The sequence below is a fragment of the Leucobacter komagatae genome (assembly GCF_000834055.1).
In the GTDB taxonomy this organism is placed as follows: domain Bacteria; phylum Actinomycetota; class Actinomycetes; order Actinomycetales; family Microbacteriaceae; genus Leucobacter; species Leucobacter komagatae_A.
Window position 1 is genome coordinate 26,962 of record NZ_JXSQ01000022.1, and the last position, 18,578, is coordinate 45,539.

The window sequence follows — 18,578 nt, forward strand, 5'->3', positions numbered from 1 at the left end:
ATGAACTGGGAAGTTGTTCTACTCACTGCCTACGTGCTCGTGTGGCCACTCATCGTGGTCGGCGCGCTCTTCGTGATCGTCAGGGCCTTCATCAAGGACTGGCGCGAGGCGAAGCGCGAGGGCAGGGACATCATCTAGCCGGGTTCACCGATTAGCTTGCGCTAGAGGAGATCGAGCTCCTGCACGGTCTCCTCAATGCGCGCCATCCGCTCACGGGCGGGGCTCCCAATCTTTTCCACGAGGCCCTCAAAGACGGCCTCGACGAGCGCCATCACAGGCACGACGGAATCGAATGGGCCCCGCTCGGCAGCGACGCTCGTGAGCACTGTGTCAGCGTCGGAAGCGCAGGGGGACACCCACTTGTCGGTGATGAGCACGACGAAGGCCTTGCGGGACTTCGCGAACCGCACGAGGTCGCGCGTCGCGAGCTCGTACCGGCGGAAGTCAAACGCGATAAGCAGATCCTTCGGGCCAAAGTCTGCGAGCGCAGCGCCGCGTACGCTCGCCATGCTCGGCACCATCTGCACCGCCGGGCGCAGCTGCTGCAGGCTCGCCCCGAGGTACTCCGCAAGGAAGTTGCTGTAGCGCCCGCCAGTGATCCAGATTCGCCGCTTCTCCTGCGAGAGCGCAGCGATGGTCGTGTCGAAATCGTGCGCCGGGATCCCGGCGAAGGTCGCGCGGATGTCCTCGGCCGGGCCCTCCCCGAGTGCGGCGAGGTCGTCTGGCGTCGCTGCCCGCCTGCTCCGGCTCGTCCGCTCGTAGAGCGCCATCGGCGACGCGCTGCGGTGCTCAAACTCGTCTCGGAGCGCGCGCTGGAAGTCGGGGAATCCCTGGTAGCCAAGCTTCGTCGTAAACCGCACGACCGTCGCTCCGCTCACTCCAGCGATCTCGGCGAGGCTCGCGACGGTCTCGAATCCCGCGACGGGGTAGGCGGCGAGCAGCGCGCGCGCGACCTTGCGTTCGCCAGGGGTGCACTCCCCCATCCGCTCGCGGATCCTCGTCGCTGGCGAATCCTCCGATGGGCCCTGAGCCGCGGCTCCACCTGCCCCACTCTCATGCGAAGCGGCTTCTTTCGTCACAGTACGAGCCTCCGTCCGCGTTGATCGTTGTCTAGGAACACTATCGACCACAGAGTGATCGGACAACGCGACTACGCCGATCCGCTGATGTCGTCGATCAGTGCCGCAAGCATCGCGACCCGCTCTGGGACGCTCGCGAGTTCGAGCCACTCCGACTCTGCGTGGTCTCCCCCGCCGACGGGCCCGAGGCCGTCAAGAGTGGGGATTCCCCTCGCCGCGATCTTGTTCGCGTCTGACACGCCACCCGTGCGGGCGAGGCCGGTCGTAATACCGAGGGCCTCCGCGATGCAGAGCGCCTTCAGCGCGAGGGCAAAGCCCCCGGCGCTCTCTTCCATCGGCGGGCAGTGATCAATGCTCACAACGCTGATCTCTGTGCCAGGGGTGAGGGGCGCTGCGACGCGCTCGTGGATCTTCGCAAGCGTCGCTTCGAGCGCGACTGCGGTGATCGCACGCACCTCAATTTGCAGCGATGCCCGATCGGGGACGATGTTCAGCCGTTCGCCCGCGCGCAGCATTCCGACGTTGACCGTCACGCCGTTCGCGTGGTCGGCGAGAGCCTGCATGAAGAGGGTGAGGTGCGCTGCCTCGACCCCAGCGTGCGCGCCGCGTTCGGGCTCGATCCCAGAGTGGGCCGCCTTGCCCTTGACCGCGATCTCGATGTCCGCAACCCCCTTCCGGGAGGTCACGAGGTCGCCGTTCTCGCGCGCGCACTCCATGCAGAGCGCGGCATCGACGCCCTCGGTTGCCTCGCGCAGCACGCCGGCACCGAACGGGGAGCCGATCTCCTCGTCAGGGGTGAACACGAGCACGAGCTCGCCGAATCGTTCCGTGTCGAGGTCGGCGAGGTGCGCTGCGGCGTGGAGCACGGCGATGATGCCTGCCTTGTCGTCGGTCACGCCCGGCCCGCGCCCGTGCCCGTGCTCGTCGACGCGGAATGGGCGGAGGGCGGCGTCGCCGGCAGCGAAGACGGTGTCCATGTGTGCGAACAGCGCGATCCGCTTCCCGCCGCTACCGCCGCGGCGCGCGACAAGGGCGTCGCCCGTCGAGCCGTCGGGTGAGGACTTCCTGTCGACGCTGAAGCCCATCTCCGTCAGCCGTGCGGCGACCCAGTCGGCGACCCGGTTGACGCCGGCAGGGTCGTGCGAGCCGGAATCTATTGCGACGATGTCCGCGAGGTCTCGCTCGTAACTCGGTTGCGCTGCCTGCGCAGCGTCTCGGAGCCGTTCGGCGAGACTCAGGGAGAGCTTTCCCGCGGAAGTGTTCATTTCAAATCTCGTTCCAGATGCGCAGTTATGGACTTCTGATTTCAGCCAAGTGGCTCGATTGTCGGAAGCTATTGCCGGAAGCGCGCGAGCGGAGCACCAATACCCTCAACGATGAGGGGCGCATTGGGTGTCGCTCGGCGCCGATACGAGAACCATACCCGGATTCGTGGCGAATATGAAATGTATGTTTCAGATCTTGCGCCCTTGCCGTATTTGTGAAATGCTTTCGACACTTCATTGCCGAGGCCTCAGGAGGGGAAACGTGAACACGCACCCACGCACAGCGCAACGCTTCACCGCGTCGCCCTCTGTCGGGGCGCCTGGCGGCACCGACGCGGCACACCTCGCCCCGAACGGCCACCTCGTGCTCATCGGCGGCGCGCTCGACGAGAGCCCCGAGATCCTCACCCGCATCATCGAGCTCGCTGGCGCACGCCGCGGCACACGGGCTCCGCGCATCGCGATCCTCACCACCGCTTCGGAACCCGCGACATCCGCCGAAGCCGCGCAGGATCCGACGACCGAGAGCGACGAGGCCGACGGCCGCTACTATGCGGAGCTGTTCGAGCGCCACGGCGCCGTCGGGGTGCCGATCCCCATCGGCGCAAGCGCGCAGCCCGCCTACCCCGGCTCCCCATACTCCCGCGCCACGGCAAGCCAGGCCGACACCGCCGAACTCATCCGCGGGGCCGACGGCGTCTTCCTCGGAGGCGGCGACCAGACCAACTACGTGCTCGCGCTCTTCACGTCGAGCGTCGCGGGCGAACCGCCGTTCGGAGCGCGCACCGATACGCCGGCACTCACCGCCATCCGCGAGGTGCTCGCGCTCGGCGGCGTCGTTGCCGGGACAAGCGCGGGCCTCGCAGTGCAGCAGGGCGCAGACATGGTGAGCGGCGGCGCCGACATCCACAACGCGTGGAAGCACGGCGCGACCCCCGGCTACGACATCGAACGCGAGGGTCGCGACGCCCTCACACACGTGCCGGCCGGTGGCCTCGGCCTCTTTCCCGAGGCGCTCCTCGACTCGCACTTCAGCGAGTGGGCCCGCCCGCCACGCTCGATCAGGCTCGCGCGCGCACTCGGCAGAAGCGCGTGCGTCGGCGTAGACGAGCACACCGCGCTCGTCTACGACCGGGCCACCCGCACCTCCGAGGTCATCGGCATGCGCGGCGTCTCGCTGCTGAACTTCGACGGCTGCGAGGGGGCGGGCGACACAATCATCGGCACCCGCTGGAGCTACCTCGTGCCCGGCGACAGCCACGACTTTGCCTCGGGGACGACGAAGCGTGGCGACATGCTCGCCGACCTTGAGCTGCCCCTCGCCCCTGCTGCGGGTGTGGATCTCTGGGCAGACGACGGCAGCAGGCCGCTGCTCACCCTCGCCCAGAGCCTCCTCGCCTCACCCGAGCTCGCCGCGAGCGGGGAGAGCTCGGTCGAACGGCACCCCGGCTACCGCACCACACTGCGCAGGGACGAGCGAACGCTCGCGCTCCCAACGGGCGGATTCTCCGACCTCATCATCTCCATTACTCCCATCTCAACCACTCACTGAGGAGCTACCCCATGATCACTCCAGCACCTACCTCGCAGCGCGCCGGTGCGCTGCGACGCCTGGGCGGCGCGACCGCGGCAGTTGCTGTCGGCGCGCTCGTCCTCGCTGGCTGCTCGTCCACAAGCGCACCGAGCGACGAGGCGAAAGACATCGTCAACCTCGTCACGCCTGCGCAGCCAGAGAGTCTCGATCCACAGATCTCGACCGATTCCATCATGGGCGAAATCACCGGGCCCGTATTCGAGACGCTCGTCACCACCAACGCCGACCTCCAGGTGCAGCCGATGCTCGCCGAGTCGTACGTCGTGAGCGACGACTCGCTCGAGTACACCTTCACCCTCCGCGACGGCGTAAAGTTCCAGGACGGAAGCGACCTCGACGCCGACGATGTCGTCGCCTCGATGAACCGCTGGACCCGCGTCTCGGTCGCCGCACAGGAGGCCTTCGCTGGCTCCGAGTGGACGAAGGTCGACGACCTCACGGTGAAGCTCAACGTCACCGCGCCAAGCTTCCTCCACCTCCTCTACCTCTCGCAGGTCTCGACCGCGTACCCGGCAATCCTCCCGACGGAGGTGCTCGACAAGGTCGGCGACGGCCCCATCGAGGAGGTCGCCGACATCATCGGCACCGGCCCGTACCAGCTCACCGAGTGGGACGCGGACCAGAAGATCGTCATCGAGAAGTGGGACGACTACCAGTCGCGCACCGAGCCTTCGAGCGGCCGCGCCGGAGCGAAGGAGGCCACCATCAACGAGGTCGTCTTCAACTTCGTTCCCGATGCTTCGACGCGCACCCTCGGCCTCCAGTCGGGCCAGTATGACGCGACAACCGAGCTGCCATTCGACAGCCTCGACCAGTTCAAGGATGACGAGAACATCGTGCTCGACACCTACATGGTCGGCCCGATCAACCTCGTCTACAGCGACGACGCTTCGAGCCCGTTCTCGAACGTGATCAACCGCCAGGCGATCAACACCGGACTCGACCGCGACCCGATCATGCTCTCAGCCGTCGGCTCGAAGGATCTCTACGACCTCGTGCACCACAACATGACCCTCGGCCAGCAGGCAATCTGGGATACCGAGGTTGGCAAGGCCGACTTCAATAAGGTCGACGTGGCGAAGGCCAAGGAGATGCTCAAGGAGGGCGGCTACAACGGCGAGCAGGTCACCGTGCTCGCAAACAAGGACTACTCTGAGGCCTACAACGGCGCCGTCGTCGTTGTCGAGCAGCTCAAGGGCATGGGCGTCGACGCGACGCTCGACGCCTACGAGTGGGGTGCGTTCAGTGAGAAGTACCGCGAGCGCCGCGACGAGTGGGATCTCGTCGTCTTCCCGTTCGGCACGGAGCTCGACCCGACCCAGACGATCGGCTTCCTGCCGACCCGAGCCGGCTACTTCGACGGACCGGAGCTCCAGGCCCTGCTCGCGAAGTTCCGCGGCGCCCCGACGCAGGCCGAGGCGAGCGCGCTCTTCGACGACATGCAGGCCTGGGTCGAGGAGACCCGCCCCATGAGCCGCATCGGCGACGCGCACAACGTGTACGCAGCGAACAAGGATCTCGACCCGGCGTGGTTTGACGGCCACTTCATGTGGTGGAACGCCAAGTGGAAGAACTAGCCAAGCCGCTCGTCTAGACCGGCCAGGCCGAGCTAGACCGGCCAGGTGGATCGGGGCGCGCGCTGCGCCCCGATCCACCGCAGGCACCGATCCACCGCAGGCACCGATCCACCGCCAGCGTCACCCCTCCCACTCACGACCATCGACAACGGAACGCAGATGCTTCGATTTATACTTCGCAGGCTCCTCAGCCTCATCCCAGTGCTGTTTGTCGTCTCGGTGGTGATCTTCTCGCTGATCCACCTCACCCCAGGCGACCCAGCACGGCGCATCCTCGGCGAGAAGGCCTCAGACGATCAGGTCGCGGCGCTCCACGCAACGATGGGCCTCGACCAGCCGATCGTGATGCAGTACCTCAAGTGGGTCGGCGGCGTCTTCACAGGCGACCTCGGCGACTCCTACTTCCTCCGCAAGAGCGTCGTTGCGGCGATCAGTGACAACGCCGTCCCGACGATCCAGCTCGCCCTCATTGCGATCATCGTCGCTGTGCTGCTCTCGGTGCCGTTCGGCACGATCGCAGCCAAGTTCCGCGGTGGCTCCTTCGACAGGGTGGTGACGGGCTTCACCCTGCTCGGCATGACCGTCCCCAGCTTCGTGCTCGCGATCGGCATGATGCTGCTGTTCGGCCTCACCCTCAGGTGGCTCCCGATCTCCGGGTACGTGAACCCGTTCGAGCATTTCGGCGACGGCATCAAGACGCTCCTCATGCCTGGCATCGCGCTCGGCGCGATCACCGCAGCGCTCATCACCAGGACGACGCGCGCCGCGGTACTCGACGTGCTGGGCGCCGACTACATCGACGCGGCCCGCTCACGCGGCGTCGCCGAGCGTCGCCTCCTCTTCAGCCACACGCTCAAGAACGCGAGCCTCCCGATCCTCACGATCATCGGCCTGTCGCTCGGCGGTCTCGTCACCGGAGCCGCGGTCACCGAAACCATCTTCAACATCCCCGGCCTCGGGCAGCTCCTCGTGACCTCGATCTCGCGCCGCGACTACCCCGTGATCCAGGGCGTCATCCTGTTCATCACCCTGATCTACTTGCTCACCAACCTGCTCATCGACCTGCTGTACGGCATCGTCGACCCGCGGGTGCGCGTCGGAAAGGCATAAGCGACATGTCCGCACCCTCAACGCAGAACTCGCCCGTCCCGAGCACAACGGTGCTCTCGATGCGCCCAGAATCGGCCACCAAGAACTCCATCTGGCAGCGCATGCTGTCGAACACGGGGTTCATGGCCGGGCTCCTCATCATCATCGCGATCTTCGTCATCTCCTACGTGCTGCCGCCGCTGCTGCAACTCGACCCGTACGCGGTGAACCCCGCGAACCGGCTCGCGCCGCCGTCGGCCGAGCACCTCTTCGGCACGGACAACTTCGGCCGCGACCTGTTCACGCGCATCATCTCCGGCGCATCGACGTCGCTGCTCGTCGGCTTCGTCGTCGCGCTCGTGAGCGGTGTGATCGGCACCCTCATCGGCATCGTCGCCGTGTTCAGCCCCGTGCTCGACGCGATACTCATGCGCATCTGTGACGGCCTCATGGCGATCCCCGCGATCCTGCTCGCCGTCGCGCTCGCCGCGGCCCTCGGCCCGAGCGTCACGAACCTCATCATCGCCCTCGCCATCGTCTACACGCCTGGCATTGCCAGGCTCGTGCGGGCGCGCGCGCTCGCCGTGAAGTCGGAAACGTTCGTCACCGCCAGCACGATGCAGGGCGCCGGTATGTTCCACGTGATGATCCGCCACATCCTCCCCAACGTGCTCTCCGTGCTCGTCGTGCAGGCGACGTTCACGTTCGCGGAATCGGTCATCACCGAGGCCGCAATGAGCTTCCTTGGCGCCGGCGTCCCAGCGCCGCACGCGAGCTGGGGCAACATCCTGTACGACGGCAAGGCCGTCATCATGCAGGCGCCCCAGATGATCCTCATCACGAGCGCGTTCCTCATCGTCACCGTGCTCGCGCTCAACCTCGTCGGCGACGGCCTCCGCGACCTCGTCGACCAGCGCTCGCGCTCGTTCGTTGGCCGCCCAGGCATCTTCGCCCGCGCCGTCAGCGTCTTCGCGCCCGGCCGCATCAAGAAGGAGTTCACGGTATGACCGCCACAGCACACACCGCCGCAGGCGCGCCAGCGGCCGGCACCGCGCAGCTCCCCCTCGACATCGACCGGCTCTCGCTGAGCATCGACACGCAGCACGGCGTCGTGCACGCGGTGAACAACGTGTCGCTCGAGCTACACCCTGGCGAGATCCTCGCGATCGTCGGGGAATCCGGGTCGGGCAAGACCCTCACCGCGCGTGCCGTGCTCGGCCTCTTCCCGCCGCGCACCCGCACATCAGGCGTCGTGCTGCTCTCTGGCACCGACGTGCTCAGCGCGTCAGACGCCGAGCTGCGGGAGATCCGCGGCAACCGCGCCGCGATGATCTTCCAGGAGCCGTCGACCGCGCTCAACCCGGTCTTCACGGTCGGCTGGCAGCTCGAGGAGGGCCTGCGCGCGCACGGTGTCAGCGACAGGGCCGAACGGCGCAAGCGCTCGGTCGACATGCTTCGCGCGGTCGGGATCCCCGAGCCCGAGCGGCGCATGCACGACTACCCGCACCAGTTCTCCGGCGGCCAGAAGCAGCGCATCATCATCGCGATGGCGCTCGCGCTCCGCCCCTCGGTGATCATCGCCGACGAGCCGACGACCGCGCTCGACGTCACCGTGCAGGCCGAGATTCTCGACCTGCTGCGCGAGTGCCGCGACGAGTTTGGCGCGTCGATCGTGCTCATCACCCACAACATGGGCGTGGTCGCCGATCTCGCCGACAGGGTCGCCGTGATGTACCGCGGCGACCTCGTCGAGCAGGCGCCGGTCGAGGAGCTGTTTGCGAACCCGCAGCAGGAGTACACTCAGCAATTGCTCGCTGCCGTTCCCCGGCTCGGAAGCGGCAAGCGCACTGCAGCGGCGATGCCGGAGCAGGGCGGGATCGCCGATCAGGGCTACATCGCCGAGCATGGTGGGATCGTCGAGCAGGGCTACATCGCCGAGCAGGGCGAGCCAACTGTCGTGCTCAACGGCGTCGACATCGTCTACCGCAGCGGCTTCGGCACGCACCCCGTCAAGGCCGTCCACGCGGTTGATCTCACGATCGCGCGCGGCGAGGTCGTCGGCCTCGTTGGCGAATCAGGTTCGGGGAAGTCGACGATCGGGCGCGCAATCGGCGGGCTCGAAGCGGTCTCGGCTGGCTCGCTCCGCGTCTTCGGTGAGGATCTCGCGAAGCTCCGCGGCCGCAAGCTCCGAGAGCTGCGCAAACGCATCGGATTCGTGTTCCAGGACCCGGCCGCATCGTTCAACTCGTTCATGACCGTCGAGCAGTGCATCGCGGAACCGCTGCGCATCCACCGCGCCCCTGGCGGCGCCAAGGCGCACCGCGCCCGCGCACTCGAGCTACTCGACGCCGTGGAGCTCCCCGCGAGCTACGCGGATCGCCACCCCTTCGAGCTGTCTGGTGGGCAGCGGCAGCGCGTCGGCCTTGCTCGCGCCCTCGCCCTCCAGCCCGAGCTCGTGATCGCGGACGAGCCGACGAGCGCGCTCGACGTGTCCGTCCAGGCGAAGGTGCTCGACATCTTCACCGCGCTGCAGCGCGAGCTCGGCTTCGCGTCGCTCTTCATCAGCCACGACCTCGCCGTCGTCGAGCTCCTCGCGCACCGCGTCGGGGTGCTCAGGCAGGGCGAGCTCGTCGAAATTGGCGAGACCGAGCGCGTGCTCCACGCGCCGCAGCACGAGTACACGCAGCGGCTCATCGCAGCCGTTCCCGTGCCCGATCCAGCTGTGCAGCGGCTGCGCCGAGCGCACCCTGCTGATGTCGCGCAGCCGATCCTCACCGTCGGCCAGGAAGGACCGAACGCATGAGCGCACCGATCCAGCCCCTCGACCTCGTGCTCCTCGGCGGCCGGGTGCACAGCGGCGTCGCTTGCGCAGCGGCGGCGGCAACGGCAGCGGGCGGCGCGGCTGCTCTGGCGGGGGATCCTGCCCTGCCGGGAACCTCGGCCCTGCCGGAGGCCGTCGGCGTGCGGGACGGCCGCATCGCGGCGGTCGGCTCCCGCGCCGATGCGGCGACGTGGGACGCCACTCGCGCGGAGGTCATCGATCTCGGCGACGCAACCATCACCGCTGGCTTCGTCGACGCACACGTGCACCCGCTGTCCGGCGCCGAGTCGCGGCACGAGGCCCTGATGCTGCACGGCTGCGAGTCGGTTGCTGAGGTCGCCGAGCGCATCGCAGAGTTTGCTGCGCACCGCGGCCCCGACGAGTGGATCCGCGGCTTCGGGCTGTCGTTCGACCTCTTCGTCGGCTCCGAGCTCACCAACGCGCCCTTCGCGGAAGCATTCGGCGGCCGGCCAGGATACCTCCTGCTATTTGACGGACACTCCGTGATCGCGAGTCCACGCGCGCTCGAACTCGCCGGCATCGACGGGCCACGCGACTTCGGGAACAACTCGTCAATCGAGGTCTACGCCGACGGCACTCCCACCGGCTACCTCATCGAGTCAGACGCTGAGCTGCTCGTCACTGATCTGTTCCCACGAATGCCATTCGCTGAACGCGTCGAGGCCGTACGCAACAAGCTCGCCGACTTCGCTGCGACCGGCTACACGTCACTCCACCAGATGAACATGGAGGAGGGCGACATCGACGTGCTCCGCGCGATCGAGGAGACCGGCGAGCTCGCCGTGCGCGTGCGGGTCTCGCCGCTGTGGCGGGCGAGCGACCCGTGGGAGGAAACGCTCGAGCGTATCGTCGCTTTGCAGGGCACCGCTGGCCGCCGGTGGGAGGTCGAGGGCGTGAAATTCATGCTCGACGGCAGCATCGACAACGGTTCAGCCTGGCTGTTTGAGCCGGATACCCGCGGGGGCGGGCTCGACCCGTACTGGTCGCCGACGGAGCTCTTCACCCGCACGATCCACACGCTCGCGGAGCGCGGCATCCAGACAGCGACCCACGCGATCGGCGACCGCGCGGTCGAGTTCGTGCTCGACACCGTCGCATCGCTCCCCGAGCACGCGCGCGGTGTGACGCACCGCATCGAGCACATCGAGACCATCCCTGACCACCTCGTTCCGCGCTTCGCCGAGCTCGGAGTGCCCGCGAGCATGCAGCCGATCCACGCGTTCTGCAAGCGCCCGGACGGCCTCGACATGTGGACGACGCTGCTCGGCGCCGGCTCCGAGCGGGCGAACAATGCTTGGCGCGTCGCCGACCTCGACCGGGCGGGAGCCATCGTCGCCCTCGGCTCTGACTGGCCAGTGGAGGAGTTCGACGCGAGGCGAGTGTTCGCCGCGACCATCACCCGGAAGCGGCACGGATCTGGCGCCCCGGCCGTCGACGCCCACCAGGCGCTCACTCCCGAGCGAACCCTCGCAGCGATCACCCACAACTGCTGGATCGCCATCGACCGCCCCGACGCCGGCATCGTCGACCCCGGCGCCGTCGCCGACCTCGCAGTGTTTGCGCTCGACCCGCTGACGTCCGATCCCGAGCGCTTCGCGGAGTCGCCCGTGCTCCTTTCCGTCGTCGGCGGCAAGGTGTCACACCGCGCTCACTAGCGGCCAGCGGCTCGCGGCACGCGGCTCGCGGCACGCGGCTCGCGGCACGCGGCTCGCGGCACGCGGCTCGCGGCCGGCCCCCAATGCCAGATACGGTAACTCCATGATCCACCTCATCTCCGGCGCACGCTTGCCCGGCTCGGACTCGCTTGTCGACGCGTGGATCGGGGACACCGGGCGGATCACGGCGGTTACCCCAGCCGGCGCCCTCGACGGGCGAGCCGGGCGCGACGGACGAGCCGGGCGCGACGGACGAGCCGTATCCGCGGCGGAGACGCTGCGCGCGGACGGGCGGGTGCTCACGTCTGGGCTCTGGGATGAGCACGTGCACCTTGGGCAGTGGGCCCAGCAGGCGGGCCGGCCGGACTTCATCGACGCTGCCTCCCCCGCTGAGGCGTTGCGCCTCGTTGAGACCCTGCTTGCTCCCGACGCCACGGGACGGGTGCCAAGCGAACTCATCGGGATGCGACTGCGAGGCGGCGACTGGGGCGGCCTCACCCGTGAGCAGCTCGATGCCGTAAGCGGGGCGGCCGCGGTCGGTACCGGCGGCGGCACCGGGGCCGGCACCGGCGGCGTACCCGTCGTGCTCGTCGGGCTCGACCTGCACGGTGCGTGGCTGAACAGCGCTGCGCTCGCGCGGCACGGCTTCGCCCCCGACCACGGCGCGCACGTCGTCGAGGACGAGTGTTTCGCGCTGGTCTCCGAACTCGACAGGGTCACCGATGCCGAGCTTGACGCCGCCGTCGCAACGGCGTCGCGCCGGGCGGCCGCGCTTGGCGTCGTCGGGGTCGTTGATTTCGAGATTCGCTGGTCGGCTGACGACTGGGTGCGGCGCGAGGCGGCAGGGTTCTCGGCGCTGCGGGTCGAGAGCGCCGTCTACCCGGAGCAGCTCGACCGGGCCATCGCGCGCGGCCTGCGCACCGGCTCCCCGATCGGGGAGAGCGGGCTCATCTCGATCGGTCCGCTGAAAGTCATCACCGACGGCTCGCTCGGTACTCGAACGGCGCTCTGCTGCGAGCCGTACCCTGACGGGGACTTTGGCAGGCAACTCGTGGCGCCGGAGGAGCTTGCCGAGCTCCTCGCCCGCGCGAGACGGGCGGGGTTTTCGGCCGCCGTGCACGCCATCGGGGATCGCGCGAACGCGCAGGCTCTCGATGCGTTCGCAGCGACGGGGATCGCCGGAAGCATCGAGCACGCGCAGCTCCTCCGGTCTACTGACGTGGCGCGCTTCGCCGAGGTCGGGGTGACGGCGAGCGTGCAGCCCGCGCATCTGCTCGACGATGTCGCGAGTATGCGCGCGGTGTGGTCGGATCGTGCGCAGCGCGCCTTCCCGCTAGCGTCGCTGCTCGCGAGCGGCGCCAAGGTGGTATTCGGGTCGGACGCGCCCGTTGCCCCGCTCGACCCGTGGCTCGCGATCTCTGCCGCGGTGACGCGAGCCGCGTCGGGGCTGCCTGCGTGGGTGCCAGAGGAGCGGTTGACCGTGGCGCAGGCGCTTGCCTGTTCGATGCGCGGCCCGCTGCGCCCGGTCGCCGGAGGTATCGCCGACCTTGTGCTGCTCGATCGCGATCCGCTCGCCCCAGCGCGTGAGGGAGCGCCGTTTCGCGTTCCGACTGTCGAGGCGACGCTCATCGGCGGCGTTCCCACACACCTATCCGCAGCGTTCAGCTAGGTTTTCCCTAGGAAGATCTTGGGCGGCCCCTCGCGCGCGTCCGCGCGTTGCACGGGTAAAGCATTCCCTTTTTGAGCTTCATCGGGCAAGGTAGGGACAAGGCCCCTCAGGGAGTTTCGCTTCGGGGGCATTACGAAGTGGGGCGTGAACCTGCGCCCCACGTCAACGTCGAAGGGGGATCGCCCATGCACACCGATATTCCGCTCCGCTCCGAAATCGAGCAGCTCGCCGAAACTGAACGCCCGAACCTCATCACGATCGTGCTGCGCACGTCGCCGGTGACCACGGAGTCAGAGGCGAGCAGAATTAGCTTCGGGAACCTCGTCAGCGAGGCCGTCGCAGAACACACCGCTCACGGTGGGGATCCGGCGGAAATCGCTGCAACCGAGGCGGGGCTGCGCGCCCTGCTCGACGACACCCAGCTCTGGCGCTATCTCTCGCACAGCCTCGTGGTGTTCGCGACCCCGGAACGCACCATTGCCTACCGGCTGCCGAACGAGCTCGAGTCTGAGTACTTCTCTGGCAACCACTTCCGCGTCGTGCCGCTGCTGCGCACGATCACCTTCGCGCACGACGCAACCGTGCTCGCGCTCAGCCAAAACGACGTCAGGCTCATCGCAATCGGGCCAGACCACCGCGGCAATGAGCTGCCGGTCCCCGAGCTGCCAAGCGACCTACTCGACACGTTCAACGTTGAGGATCCCGGTGTCGATTCGCACCGTCGCAGGCTCCACGGCCCAGAAGGGCAGGATGCCAGGCTCCTCGGGTTCGCCCGTGCGGTCGATCGCGCGACGGCTCCCGTGCTCCGCGGCACGCGCGGACCGCTCATCCTCGCCGCCGCGCAGCCCATCGACAGCCTCTTCCGGTCGGTGACGCGAAACGCGAAGCTGCTCGAGGATGGCATCTCAGGCAACCCAGACAACCTCAGCGCGTCAGACCTCGATGCAGCAGCGCGCGAGATTCTCGACCGCTACTACGCCGCGGAGCTCGCTGAACGCCAGGAGGAGTTTGGCAGCCTCCAGGCGGCCGGCCGCGCAGTCACCGACCTGAGCGACATCGGAAGGGCAGCCGTGGCAGGGGCAATCTCGACGCTGTACGTCGACATGGACGCGCACCCCGAGGGGACACTCGACCCGCAGTCGGGCGGACTCGTCGCCGAAAGCACACCGGGGTATAGCCTCGTCGATCAGCTCGCATCGAAGGTCCTCGGAAGCGGCGGGCGCGTACTCGCGCTCCGCGGCGACGAGGTCCCGGGTGGGCAGCCGCTCGGCGCGGAAGTGCGCTTCAGCGTCTAGCCGCTTCCCCGCGTAGTCGCGGCGGGTCATACCCCGCAACGTAAAAGTGGGCCGCCCCTTCCGGGACGGCCCACTTTCGTTCGCTAGTGCGAGAACTTACGCAAGCTTTACGCCAGCGCCAGCTTCCTCGAGCTTAGCCTTTGCCTCTTCAGCTGCGTCCTTCTTTGCAGCCTCGAGAACGGTCTTCGGTGCTTCCTCAACGAGAGCCTTTGCCTCGCCGAGGCCCAGGCCGGTGAGCTCGCGCACAACCTTGATGACCTGGATCTTCTTGTCGCCAGCCGACTCGAGAACGACGTCAAACTCGTCCTTCTCTTCGACAGCCTCAGCAGCAGGAGCTGCAGCAGCAGCAACTGCGACGGGAGCAGCAGCCGAAACGTCGAACTCTTCCTCGAACGCCTTTACGAAGTCCGAGAGCTCGATGAGGGTGAGACCCTTGAACTGCTCGAGCAGTTCTGCAGTCGAAAGCTTAGCCATGGTGATTCTCCTTGATGTTTGCCCTGCACATCGCGCAGGAACAGTGTGTTTTAGGTCGGCGGGTGCCGGTCCTTAAGCGTCCTGCTTCTCCTGCAGCGCACCGAAGCCGCGAGCGGCCTTGGCGGGCAGAGCGTTGAACAGCTGTGCAGCACCGATCAGCGAAGCCTTCATTGCGCCGGCAGCCTTAGCCAACAGCACCTCACGGCTCTCGAGATCGGCAAGCTTGCCTACCTCAGCGGCGGTCAAGGGCTTGCCATCGAAATAGCCAGCCTTGATCACCAAAAGAGGGTTTGCCTTGGCGAAGTCACGCAGCGCCTTCGCGACAGCGACAGTGTCGCCGTGCACGAATGCGAGTGCCGACGGGCCAGCGAGCTCGTCGTCAAACGCGGAGATTCCGGCCTTGTTAGCCGCAATCTTGGTCAGCGTGTTCTTCGCCACAGCGTACGTCGCGTGCTCGCGGATGCTGTTGCGGAGTTCCTGCAACTGAGCAACCGTGAGTCCGCGGTACTCAGTCAGCAGAACGGCGCCCGACTCTTCAAACTGCTTCTGAAGATCGGCGACCGTAGCGTCCTTCGTAGCCATGGCGCTCCCTTGGTTGTCGTACCCGTGAAGCGAATACCTCACGGTGGCCGTGCCGCACGAAGCAACTCCCAGGAAATGGAAAAAGCTCCGGCGCGCACGCACGGAGCTTCGAGATTCACGGAACAAAGTCACGCTTCAAGGAGTTCAGTACCTGCGCTGGTCCCCACCTCTTCCATTGCTGGAATCCGTGAGCGTTCCGGAGTTCTTGCGAACTCTACCGGCGGTCTTGGGCCATCGGAAATACTATCACACTCTCGCGGGGGCGGAAACTTCGCTGCGCTCGCGGTGCAATCCGCCCACTCTCAGGTTGCCAGGGCACCCTGAGAACGGGAGCCCGATCGCACACCACAATTCGAAGCAAAGGAGCTTCCCATGGCAGAGAAGATCGACCGAGCGGTCGGCGCAGCGGTGACCGTTGAGGTCAGCGGCGCCGTCGCGACACTCACCCTGAACCGCCCGGAGCGGCGCAACTCTTTCAGCGACGGGCTCGTGCTCGACGCACTCACCGCCGTCGAACAGCTCATCGAGACCCCCGAGGTGCGAGTGCTGGTACTCACTGGCGCAGGCAAGCACTTCAGCGTTGGTGGTGACCTCGACTCGTTCGCGGCCGGCGGCTTCTCAGGCAACGACGCCGCGTTGGAGACGAGCGTGCGCGAGCTCCTCCGAGGCACGCAGCTCTCGGTGCAGCTCAGGGAGAGCCGTCTCGTCACAATCGCCGCTGTGCGTGGCGCGTGCGCGGGCGCTGGACTGTCGATCGCCGCCGCGTGCGACCTCAGGATCGCATCGGACACTGCGGTGTTTCGCACCGCATTTCTCGACGCCGGGCTGTCGGGCGACTTCGGCGGAACGTGGCTGCTCACTCGCCTGCTCGGGGAAGCGAAGGCGAAGGAGCTATTCATGCTCAACGAGAAACTCGATGCCACTGAGGCATTGCGCATCGGCCTCGTCACACGGGTCGTCTCAGACAGCGAGTTGCTCGCGCGCGCCCTCATCCTCGCGGAACAGCTCGCGGCGAAACCACCGCTTGCCCTGCGGCACATCAAGCAGAACCTCACCGAGACCACCCCGGACTTCCTGCTTGCGAACGCCGAGGAGGCCCGCCGCAACGTTCTCAGCGGCCGAACCGCTGACGCGGTCGAGGCTGCTACGGCTTTCCTCGAGAAGCGTGCGCCCGTGTTTACTGGCCGCTAGGCAAAATCGCGGCCACGGGGGCGAAACCCGAACTAGTCGGCGGGCTTCAGCATGTATCCGGCGCCACGCACCGTGTGGATCATCGCGGGGCGACCAGCATCGATCTTGCGACGAAGATAGGAGATGTAGAGCTCGACCACGGTCGGTTTGCCGTCGAAGTCGTAACTCCACACCCGGTCGAGGATCTGCGCCTTTGACAGCACACGACCGGAGTTGCGCATCAGGTAGCGCAGCAGCTCGAACTCGGTGTTCGTCAGCTGGACCGTATCGCCTGAGCGGGTCACCTCGTAGCTGTCTTCGTTGAGCTCGAGATCACCCACCCGAAGAATCGGGTTCGGCTGCGATGCGAGCCGAAGCTGGGAGCGACGCACCAGCCCGCGGAGCCTGGCGAGCAGCTCCTCAAGGCTGAACGGCTTCACGACGTAGTCGTCACCACCAGCGGTGAGACCTGCGACGCGCTCCTCAACGGAATCGAGTGCGGTAAGGAAGAGCACAGGGAAAACCTCGCCCTTCGCTCGCACTTTCGACAGCAGTTGCATCCCATCAAAATCGGGAAGCATGATGTCGAAGACCGCTACATCGGGCTGGAACTCAGCAATCGCTTCGAGTGCCTCAGCACCCGATGCTGCATTGCGTACATCCCATCCTTCATAGCGAAGGGCCATGGCAATGAGTTGCGTGATCGACTCCTCGTCGTCTACGACGAGTGCGCGCACCATTGATCCATCTTGTCTCGTGAGCGTCTCGGCAACCATGCGTCTATAGTGCCTGCTTCGTCTGGGGGAGTGCTGGGCACATTCTTTGCCCAACAGGTGTATACTCTAGAGTTTGCACGCGTCGGTGGCTTGATTTTCGGTCGATTCTCCCACCAGCAACACTCTCCGCCACGCGGTCAACATCCGAGCGTCAGCATGCGATCGTGGGAGAATGGCCCGGTGCCAACCCCAGCAGCTTCCCCCTCGCTCTTCTCAGGAGCACTGCTAGCTCGCATCGTCACTGACGGAACCGACCGCGCAGCCTGGATGCATGCGCGGTCGCGCGGAATCACCGCAACCGATGTCGCGAAGCTCTCGACACCGCGGTCGATCGAGACCGCAGCGCGCGAGAAGATGTACGGCAGCCGGTTCTCAGGCAACGCGTACACCGAACACGGCAAAGCTCGCGAGCCAGAGATCGCTGCCTGGGTGCTGCGCGAGTACGGCATCCGGCCGAGTTCCGCACTGTTCCATGCCGAGGCGGATCTCAGACACCTCGCCACCCCGGACGGCGTCGTCGAGCGCGCTGGCGGAAAGCTCGAGCTCGCGGAAATCAAGACCACCAATAAGGAGTGGCGCGGCATCCCGCGCAATTACCTGCGCCAGATCTGGTGGCAGCAGTACGTGCTCGGCGCCGAGCGCACGCTGATGGTGTGGGAGCGCCACGAGAACTTCATTCCGGTCGGAGAGCCGGAGTTCCGCTGGGTGGATCGCGACGAATCTGAGATCGAGCGACTCGTGGGCCTGGCTAGCGAACTCATCGACGTCCTCATCGCACGGACGTCCTAGTCCGCACCTACCGGCCGAGCCCTCCCGCGAAGCCACTCGCCCGGATCTGCTCGTCGTAGCTGCGCTCCGAGAGCTCCTGAAGCGCCGCGTGCAGCGTATTCAGCCCGGGGGCATCGGGGATACGGGTGACGTCGGCCCCGACATACAGGTCGATATCGCCCGAACGCCACAGCCGCTGAATGGGGTTCTGCTTTGAGCGCACCTCGCGAACTCGCGCGAGCGACACCTCCGTGCGGTGTCTCACGAAGAATCCGTGGTGCACAATAACGCGACGCGTTGTCACGACAACCCTGCGCGCAAGCCAGCCAAGGATCGGGCCGATCCCGGCGAAGACGACGAGGAACACCCCGAGCGCAGCCGCCCCAACGTTCATCCACAGCTCGGGCAGCGTTCCGATAAAGAAGCCACCGGCTGCCGCCACAATAAAGAGCACCGCTACGGGCAGCGTGAGGTGCCTGCCGTGCCGGCGCACGCGCACCACGATTTCCTCAGGCGCAAGCTGGGGCGCCTGCGCACCCTCCTGCTCGCCGCCGCGCGGAAGCCCCCACGGGGTGGATTCCGCGCCGACCAGTGGGGGCGAAGCCTTGGCAGGGAGGACCGTAGTCTCCTGAGTGTTCCGGGTACGCCGCATACCCCTATTCTGCCCTGTCGCGCTCTGCGGCGCTCGCAGGCCTCCCCGTGCCCGTCAACGCAACAGCGCGAGGCCTGAGCTCACCGCCACA

At 66.9% G+C, this 18,578-nt stretch carries 17 protein-coding genes; 11 read left to right on the forward strand and 6 right to left on the reverse strand.

Translation table 11 applies throughout. The features are described from left to right. Positions 1-138, forward strand: coding sequence for a putative transporter small subunit (locus SD72_RS18025; protein WP_042544916.1), 138 nt, complete (start codon positions 1-3; stop codon positions 136-138). A 23-nt stretch (positions 139-161) separates the two neighbouring features. Here the strand turns inward: SD72_RS18025 and SD72_RS13150 are convergent, their stop codons facing one another. Both SD72_RS13150 and SD72_RS13155 read right to left on the reverse strand, forming a co-directional pair. Then, positions 162-1,079, reverse strand: coding sequence for a MurR/RpiR family transcriptional regulator (locus SD72_RS13150; RefSeq protein ID WP_232299781.1), 918 nt, complete (start codon positions 1,077-1,079; stop codon positions 162-164). Positions 1,080-1,150: 71 nt separating this feature from the next. After that, positions 1,151-2,344, reverse strand: coding sequence for a M20 family metallopeptidase (locus SD72_RS13155; protein WP_042544918.1), 1,194 nt, complete (start codon positions 2,342-2,344; stop codon positions 1,151-1,153). Between the two features lie 262 nt (positions 2,345-2,606). Here SD72_RS13155 and SD72_RS13160 point away from each other — a divergent pair, with 262 nt between their 5' ends. From SD72_RS13160 to SD72_RS13195, 8 genes are all read left to right on the forward strand, one after another. Then, positions 2,607-3,896: a cyanophycinase gene (locus SD72_RS13160; RefSeq protein WP_042544919.1), complete on the forward strand. Its 1,290-nt coding sequence runs from the start codon at positions 2,607-2,609 to the stop codon at positions 3,894-3,896. 11 nt (positions 3,897-3,907) lie between these two features. Further along, entirely contained in the window at positions 3,908-5,515 is a 1,608-nt protein-coding gene (locus SD72_RS13165; protein ID WP_042544920.1) for an ABC transporter substrate-binding protein, read from the forward strand. A gap of 159 nt (positions 5,516-5,674) precedes the next feature. After that, complete coding sequence (locus tag SD72_RS13170) at positions 5,675-6,625, forward strand: ABC transporter permease (RefSeq protein WP_042544921.1); 951 nt, start codon at positions 5,675-5,677, stop codon at positions 6,623-6,625. A 5-nt stretch (positions 6,626-6,630) separates the two neighbouring features. After that, a complete protein-coding gene (locus SD72_RS13175; protein WP_157000589.1) occupies positions 6,631-7,611 on the forward strand; it encodes an ABC transporter permease in 981 nt (326 codons plus the stop codon). Beyond that, positions 7,608-9,407 (forward strand): dipeptide ABC transporter ATP-binding protein, encoded by a 1,800-nt coding sequence (locus SD72_RS13180; RefSeq protein WP_042544922.1) that lies wholly within the window; start codon positions 7,608-7,610, stop codon positions 9,405-9,407. Before SD72_RS13175 ends, SD72_RS13180 begins: the two co-directional genes overlap by 4 nt. Beyond that, entirely contained in the window at positions 9,404-11,101 is a 1,698-nt protein-coding gene (locus SD72_RS13185) for an amidohydrolase (protein ID WP_052492689.1), read from the forward strand. The genes SD72_RS13180 and SD72_RS13185 overlap by 4 nt, the downstream gene beginning before the upstream one ends. 103 nt (positions 11,102-11,204) lie before the next feature. Beyond that, complete coding sequence (locus SD72_RS13190; protein ID WP_042544923.1) at positions 11,205-12,770, forward strand: amidohydrolase; 1,566 nt, start codon at positions 11,205-11,207, stop codon at positions 12,768-12,770. 185 nt (positions 12,771-12,955) lie between these two features. Beyond that, positions 12,956-14,065 (forward strand): baeRF11 domain-containing protein, encoded by a 1,110-nt coding sequence (locus SD72_RS13195; RefSeq protein ID WP_042544924.1) that lies wholly within the window; start codon positions 12,956-12,958, stop codon positions 14,063-14,065. 96 nt (positions 14,066-14,161) lie between these two features. Here SD72_RS13195 and rplL read toward each other — a convergent pair whose 3' ends face one another. After that, positions 14,162-14,539 (reverse strand): 50S ribosomal protein L7/L12, encoded by a 378-nt coding sequence (gene rplL, locus SD72_RS13200; protein WP_042544925.1) that lies wholly within the window; start codon positions 14,537-14,539, stop codon positions 14,162-14,164. A 72-nt stretch (positions 14,540-14,611) separates the two neighbouring features. Then, complete coding sequence (gene rplJ / locus SD72_RS13205) at positions 14,612-15,121, reverse strand: 50S ribosomal protein L10 (RefSeq protein WP_042544926.1); 510 nt, start codon at positions 15,119-15,121, stop codon at positions 14,612-14,614. Positions 15,122-15,493: 372 nt separating this feature from the next. Between rplJ and SD72_RS13210 the strand changes: the two genes are divergently transcribed. Then, a complete protein-coding gene (locus SD72_RS13210; RefSeq protein ID WP_052492690.1) occupies positions 15,494-16,312 on the forward strand; it encodes an enoyl-CoA hydratase-related protein in 819 nt (272 codons plus the stop codon). Between the two features lie 32 nt (positions 16,313-16,344). On the opposite strand, the gene SD72_RS13215 is transcribed toward SD72_RS13210, so the two are convergent. After that, positions 16,345-17,067, reverse strand: coding sequence for a response regulator transcription factor (locus tag SD72_RS13215; protein ID WP_042544927.1), 723 nt, complete (start codon positions 17,065-17,067; stop codon positions 16,345-16,347). Between the two features lie 267 nt (positions 17,068-17,334). Between SD72_RS13215 and SD72_RS13220 the strand changes: the two genes are divergently transcribed. Next, on the forward strand, positions 17,335-17,856 hold the full coding sequence (locus SD72_RS13220) for a YqaJ viral recombinase family protein (RefSeq protein ID WP_042544938.1): 522 nt from the start codon (positions 17,335-17,337) through the stop codon (positions 17,854-17,856). Positions 17,857-17,863: 7 nt separating this feature from the next. Here the strand turns inward: SD72_RS13220 and SD72_RS13225 are convergent, their stop codons facing one another. Next, positions 17,864-18,487 carry a PH domain-containing protein gene (locus SD72_RS13225; RefSeq protein ID WP_084767213.1) on the reverse strand — a complete coding sequence of 208 codons (624 nt, stop codon included), beginning with the start codon at positions 18,485-18,487 and terminating at the stop codon, positions 17,864-17,866. Between the last annotated feature and the right edge of the window lie 91 nt (positions 18,488-18,578).

Excerpts from the sequence above, each read along its gene's own strand:
- SD72_RS13155 (WP_042544918.1), bottom strand. The coding sequence starts at position 2,344 with ATGAACACTTCCGCGGGAAAGCTCTCCCTGAGTCTCGCCGAACGGCTC.
- SD72_RS13165 (WP_042544920.1), top strand. The coding sequence starts at position 3,908 with ATGATCACTCCAGCACCTACCTCGCAGCGCGCCGGTGCGCTGCGACGC.
- rplJ (WP_042544926.1), bottom strand. The coding sequence starts at position 15,121 with ATGGCTACGAAGGACGCTACGGTCGCCGATCTTCAGAAGCAGTTTGAA.
- SD72_RS18025 (WP_042544916.1), top strand. The coding sequence starts at position 1 with ATGAACTGGGAAGTTGTTCTACTCACTGCCTACGTGCTCGTGTGGCCA.
- SD72_RS13225 (WP_084767213.1), bottom strand. The coding sequence starts at position 18,487 with ATGCGGCGTACCCGGAACACTCAGGAGACTACGGTCCTCCCTGCCAAG.
- SD72_RS13195 (WP_042544924.1), top strand. The coding sequence starts at position 12,956 with ATGCACACCGATATTCCGCTCCGCTCCGAAATCGAGCAGCTCGCCGAA.
- SD72_RS13210 (WP_052492690.1), top strand. The coding sequence starts at position 15,494 with ATGGCAGAGAAGATCGACCGAGCGGTCGGCGCAGCGGTGACCGTTGAG.
- SD72_RS13170 (WP_042544921.1), top strand. The coding sequence starts at position 5,675 with ATGCTTCGATTTATACTTCGCAGGCTCCTCAGCCTCATCCCAGTGCTG.
- SD72_RS13175 (WP_157000589.1), top strand. The coding sequence starts at position 6,631 with ATGTCCGCACCCTCAACGCAGAACTCGCCCGTCCCGAGCACAACGGTG.
- SD72_RS13185 (WP_052492689.1), top strand. The coding sequence starts at position 9,404 with ATGAGCGCACCGATCCAGCCCCTCGACCTCGTGCTCCTCGGCGGCCGG.
- SD72_RS13220 (WP_042544938.1), top strand. The coding sequence starts at position 17,335 with ATGCATGCGCGGTCGCGCGGAATCACCGCAACCGATGTCGCGAAGCTC.
- SD72_RS13180 (WP_042544922.1), top strand. The coding sequence starts at position 7,608 with ATGACCGCCACAGCACACACCGCCGCAGGCGCGCCAGCGGCCGGCACC.
- rplL (WP_042544925.1), bottom strand. The coding sequence starts at position 14,539 with ATGGCTAAGCTTTCGACTGCAGAACTGCTCGAGCAGTTCAAGGGTCTC.
- SD72_RS13215 (WP_042544927.1), bottom strand. The coding sequence starts at position 17,067 with ATGGTTGCCGAGACGCTCACGAGACAAGATGGATCAATGGTGCGCGCA.
- SD72_RS13190 (WP_042544923.1), top strand. The coding sequence starts at position 11,205 with ATGATCCACCTCATCTCCGGCGCACGCTTGCCCGGCTCGGACTCGCTT.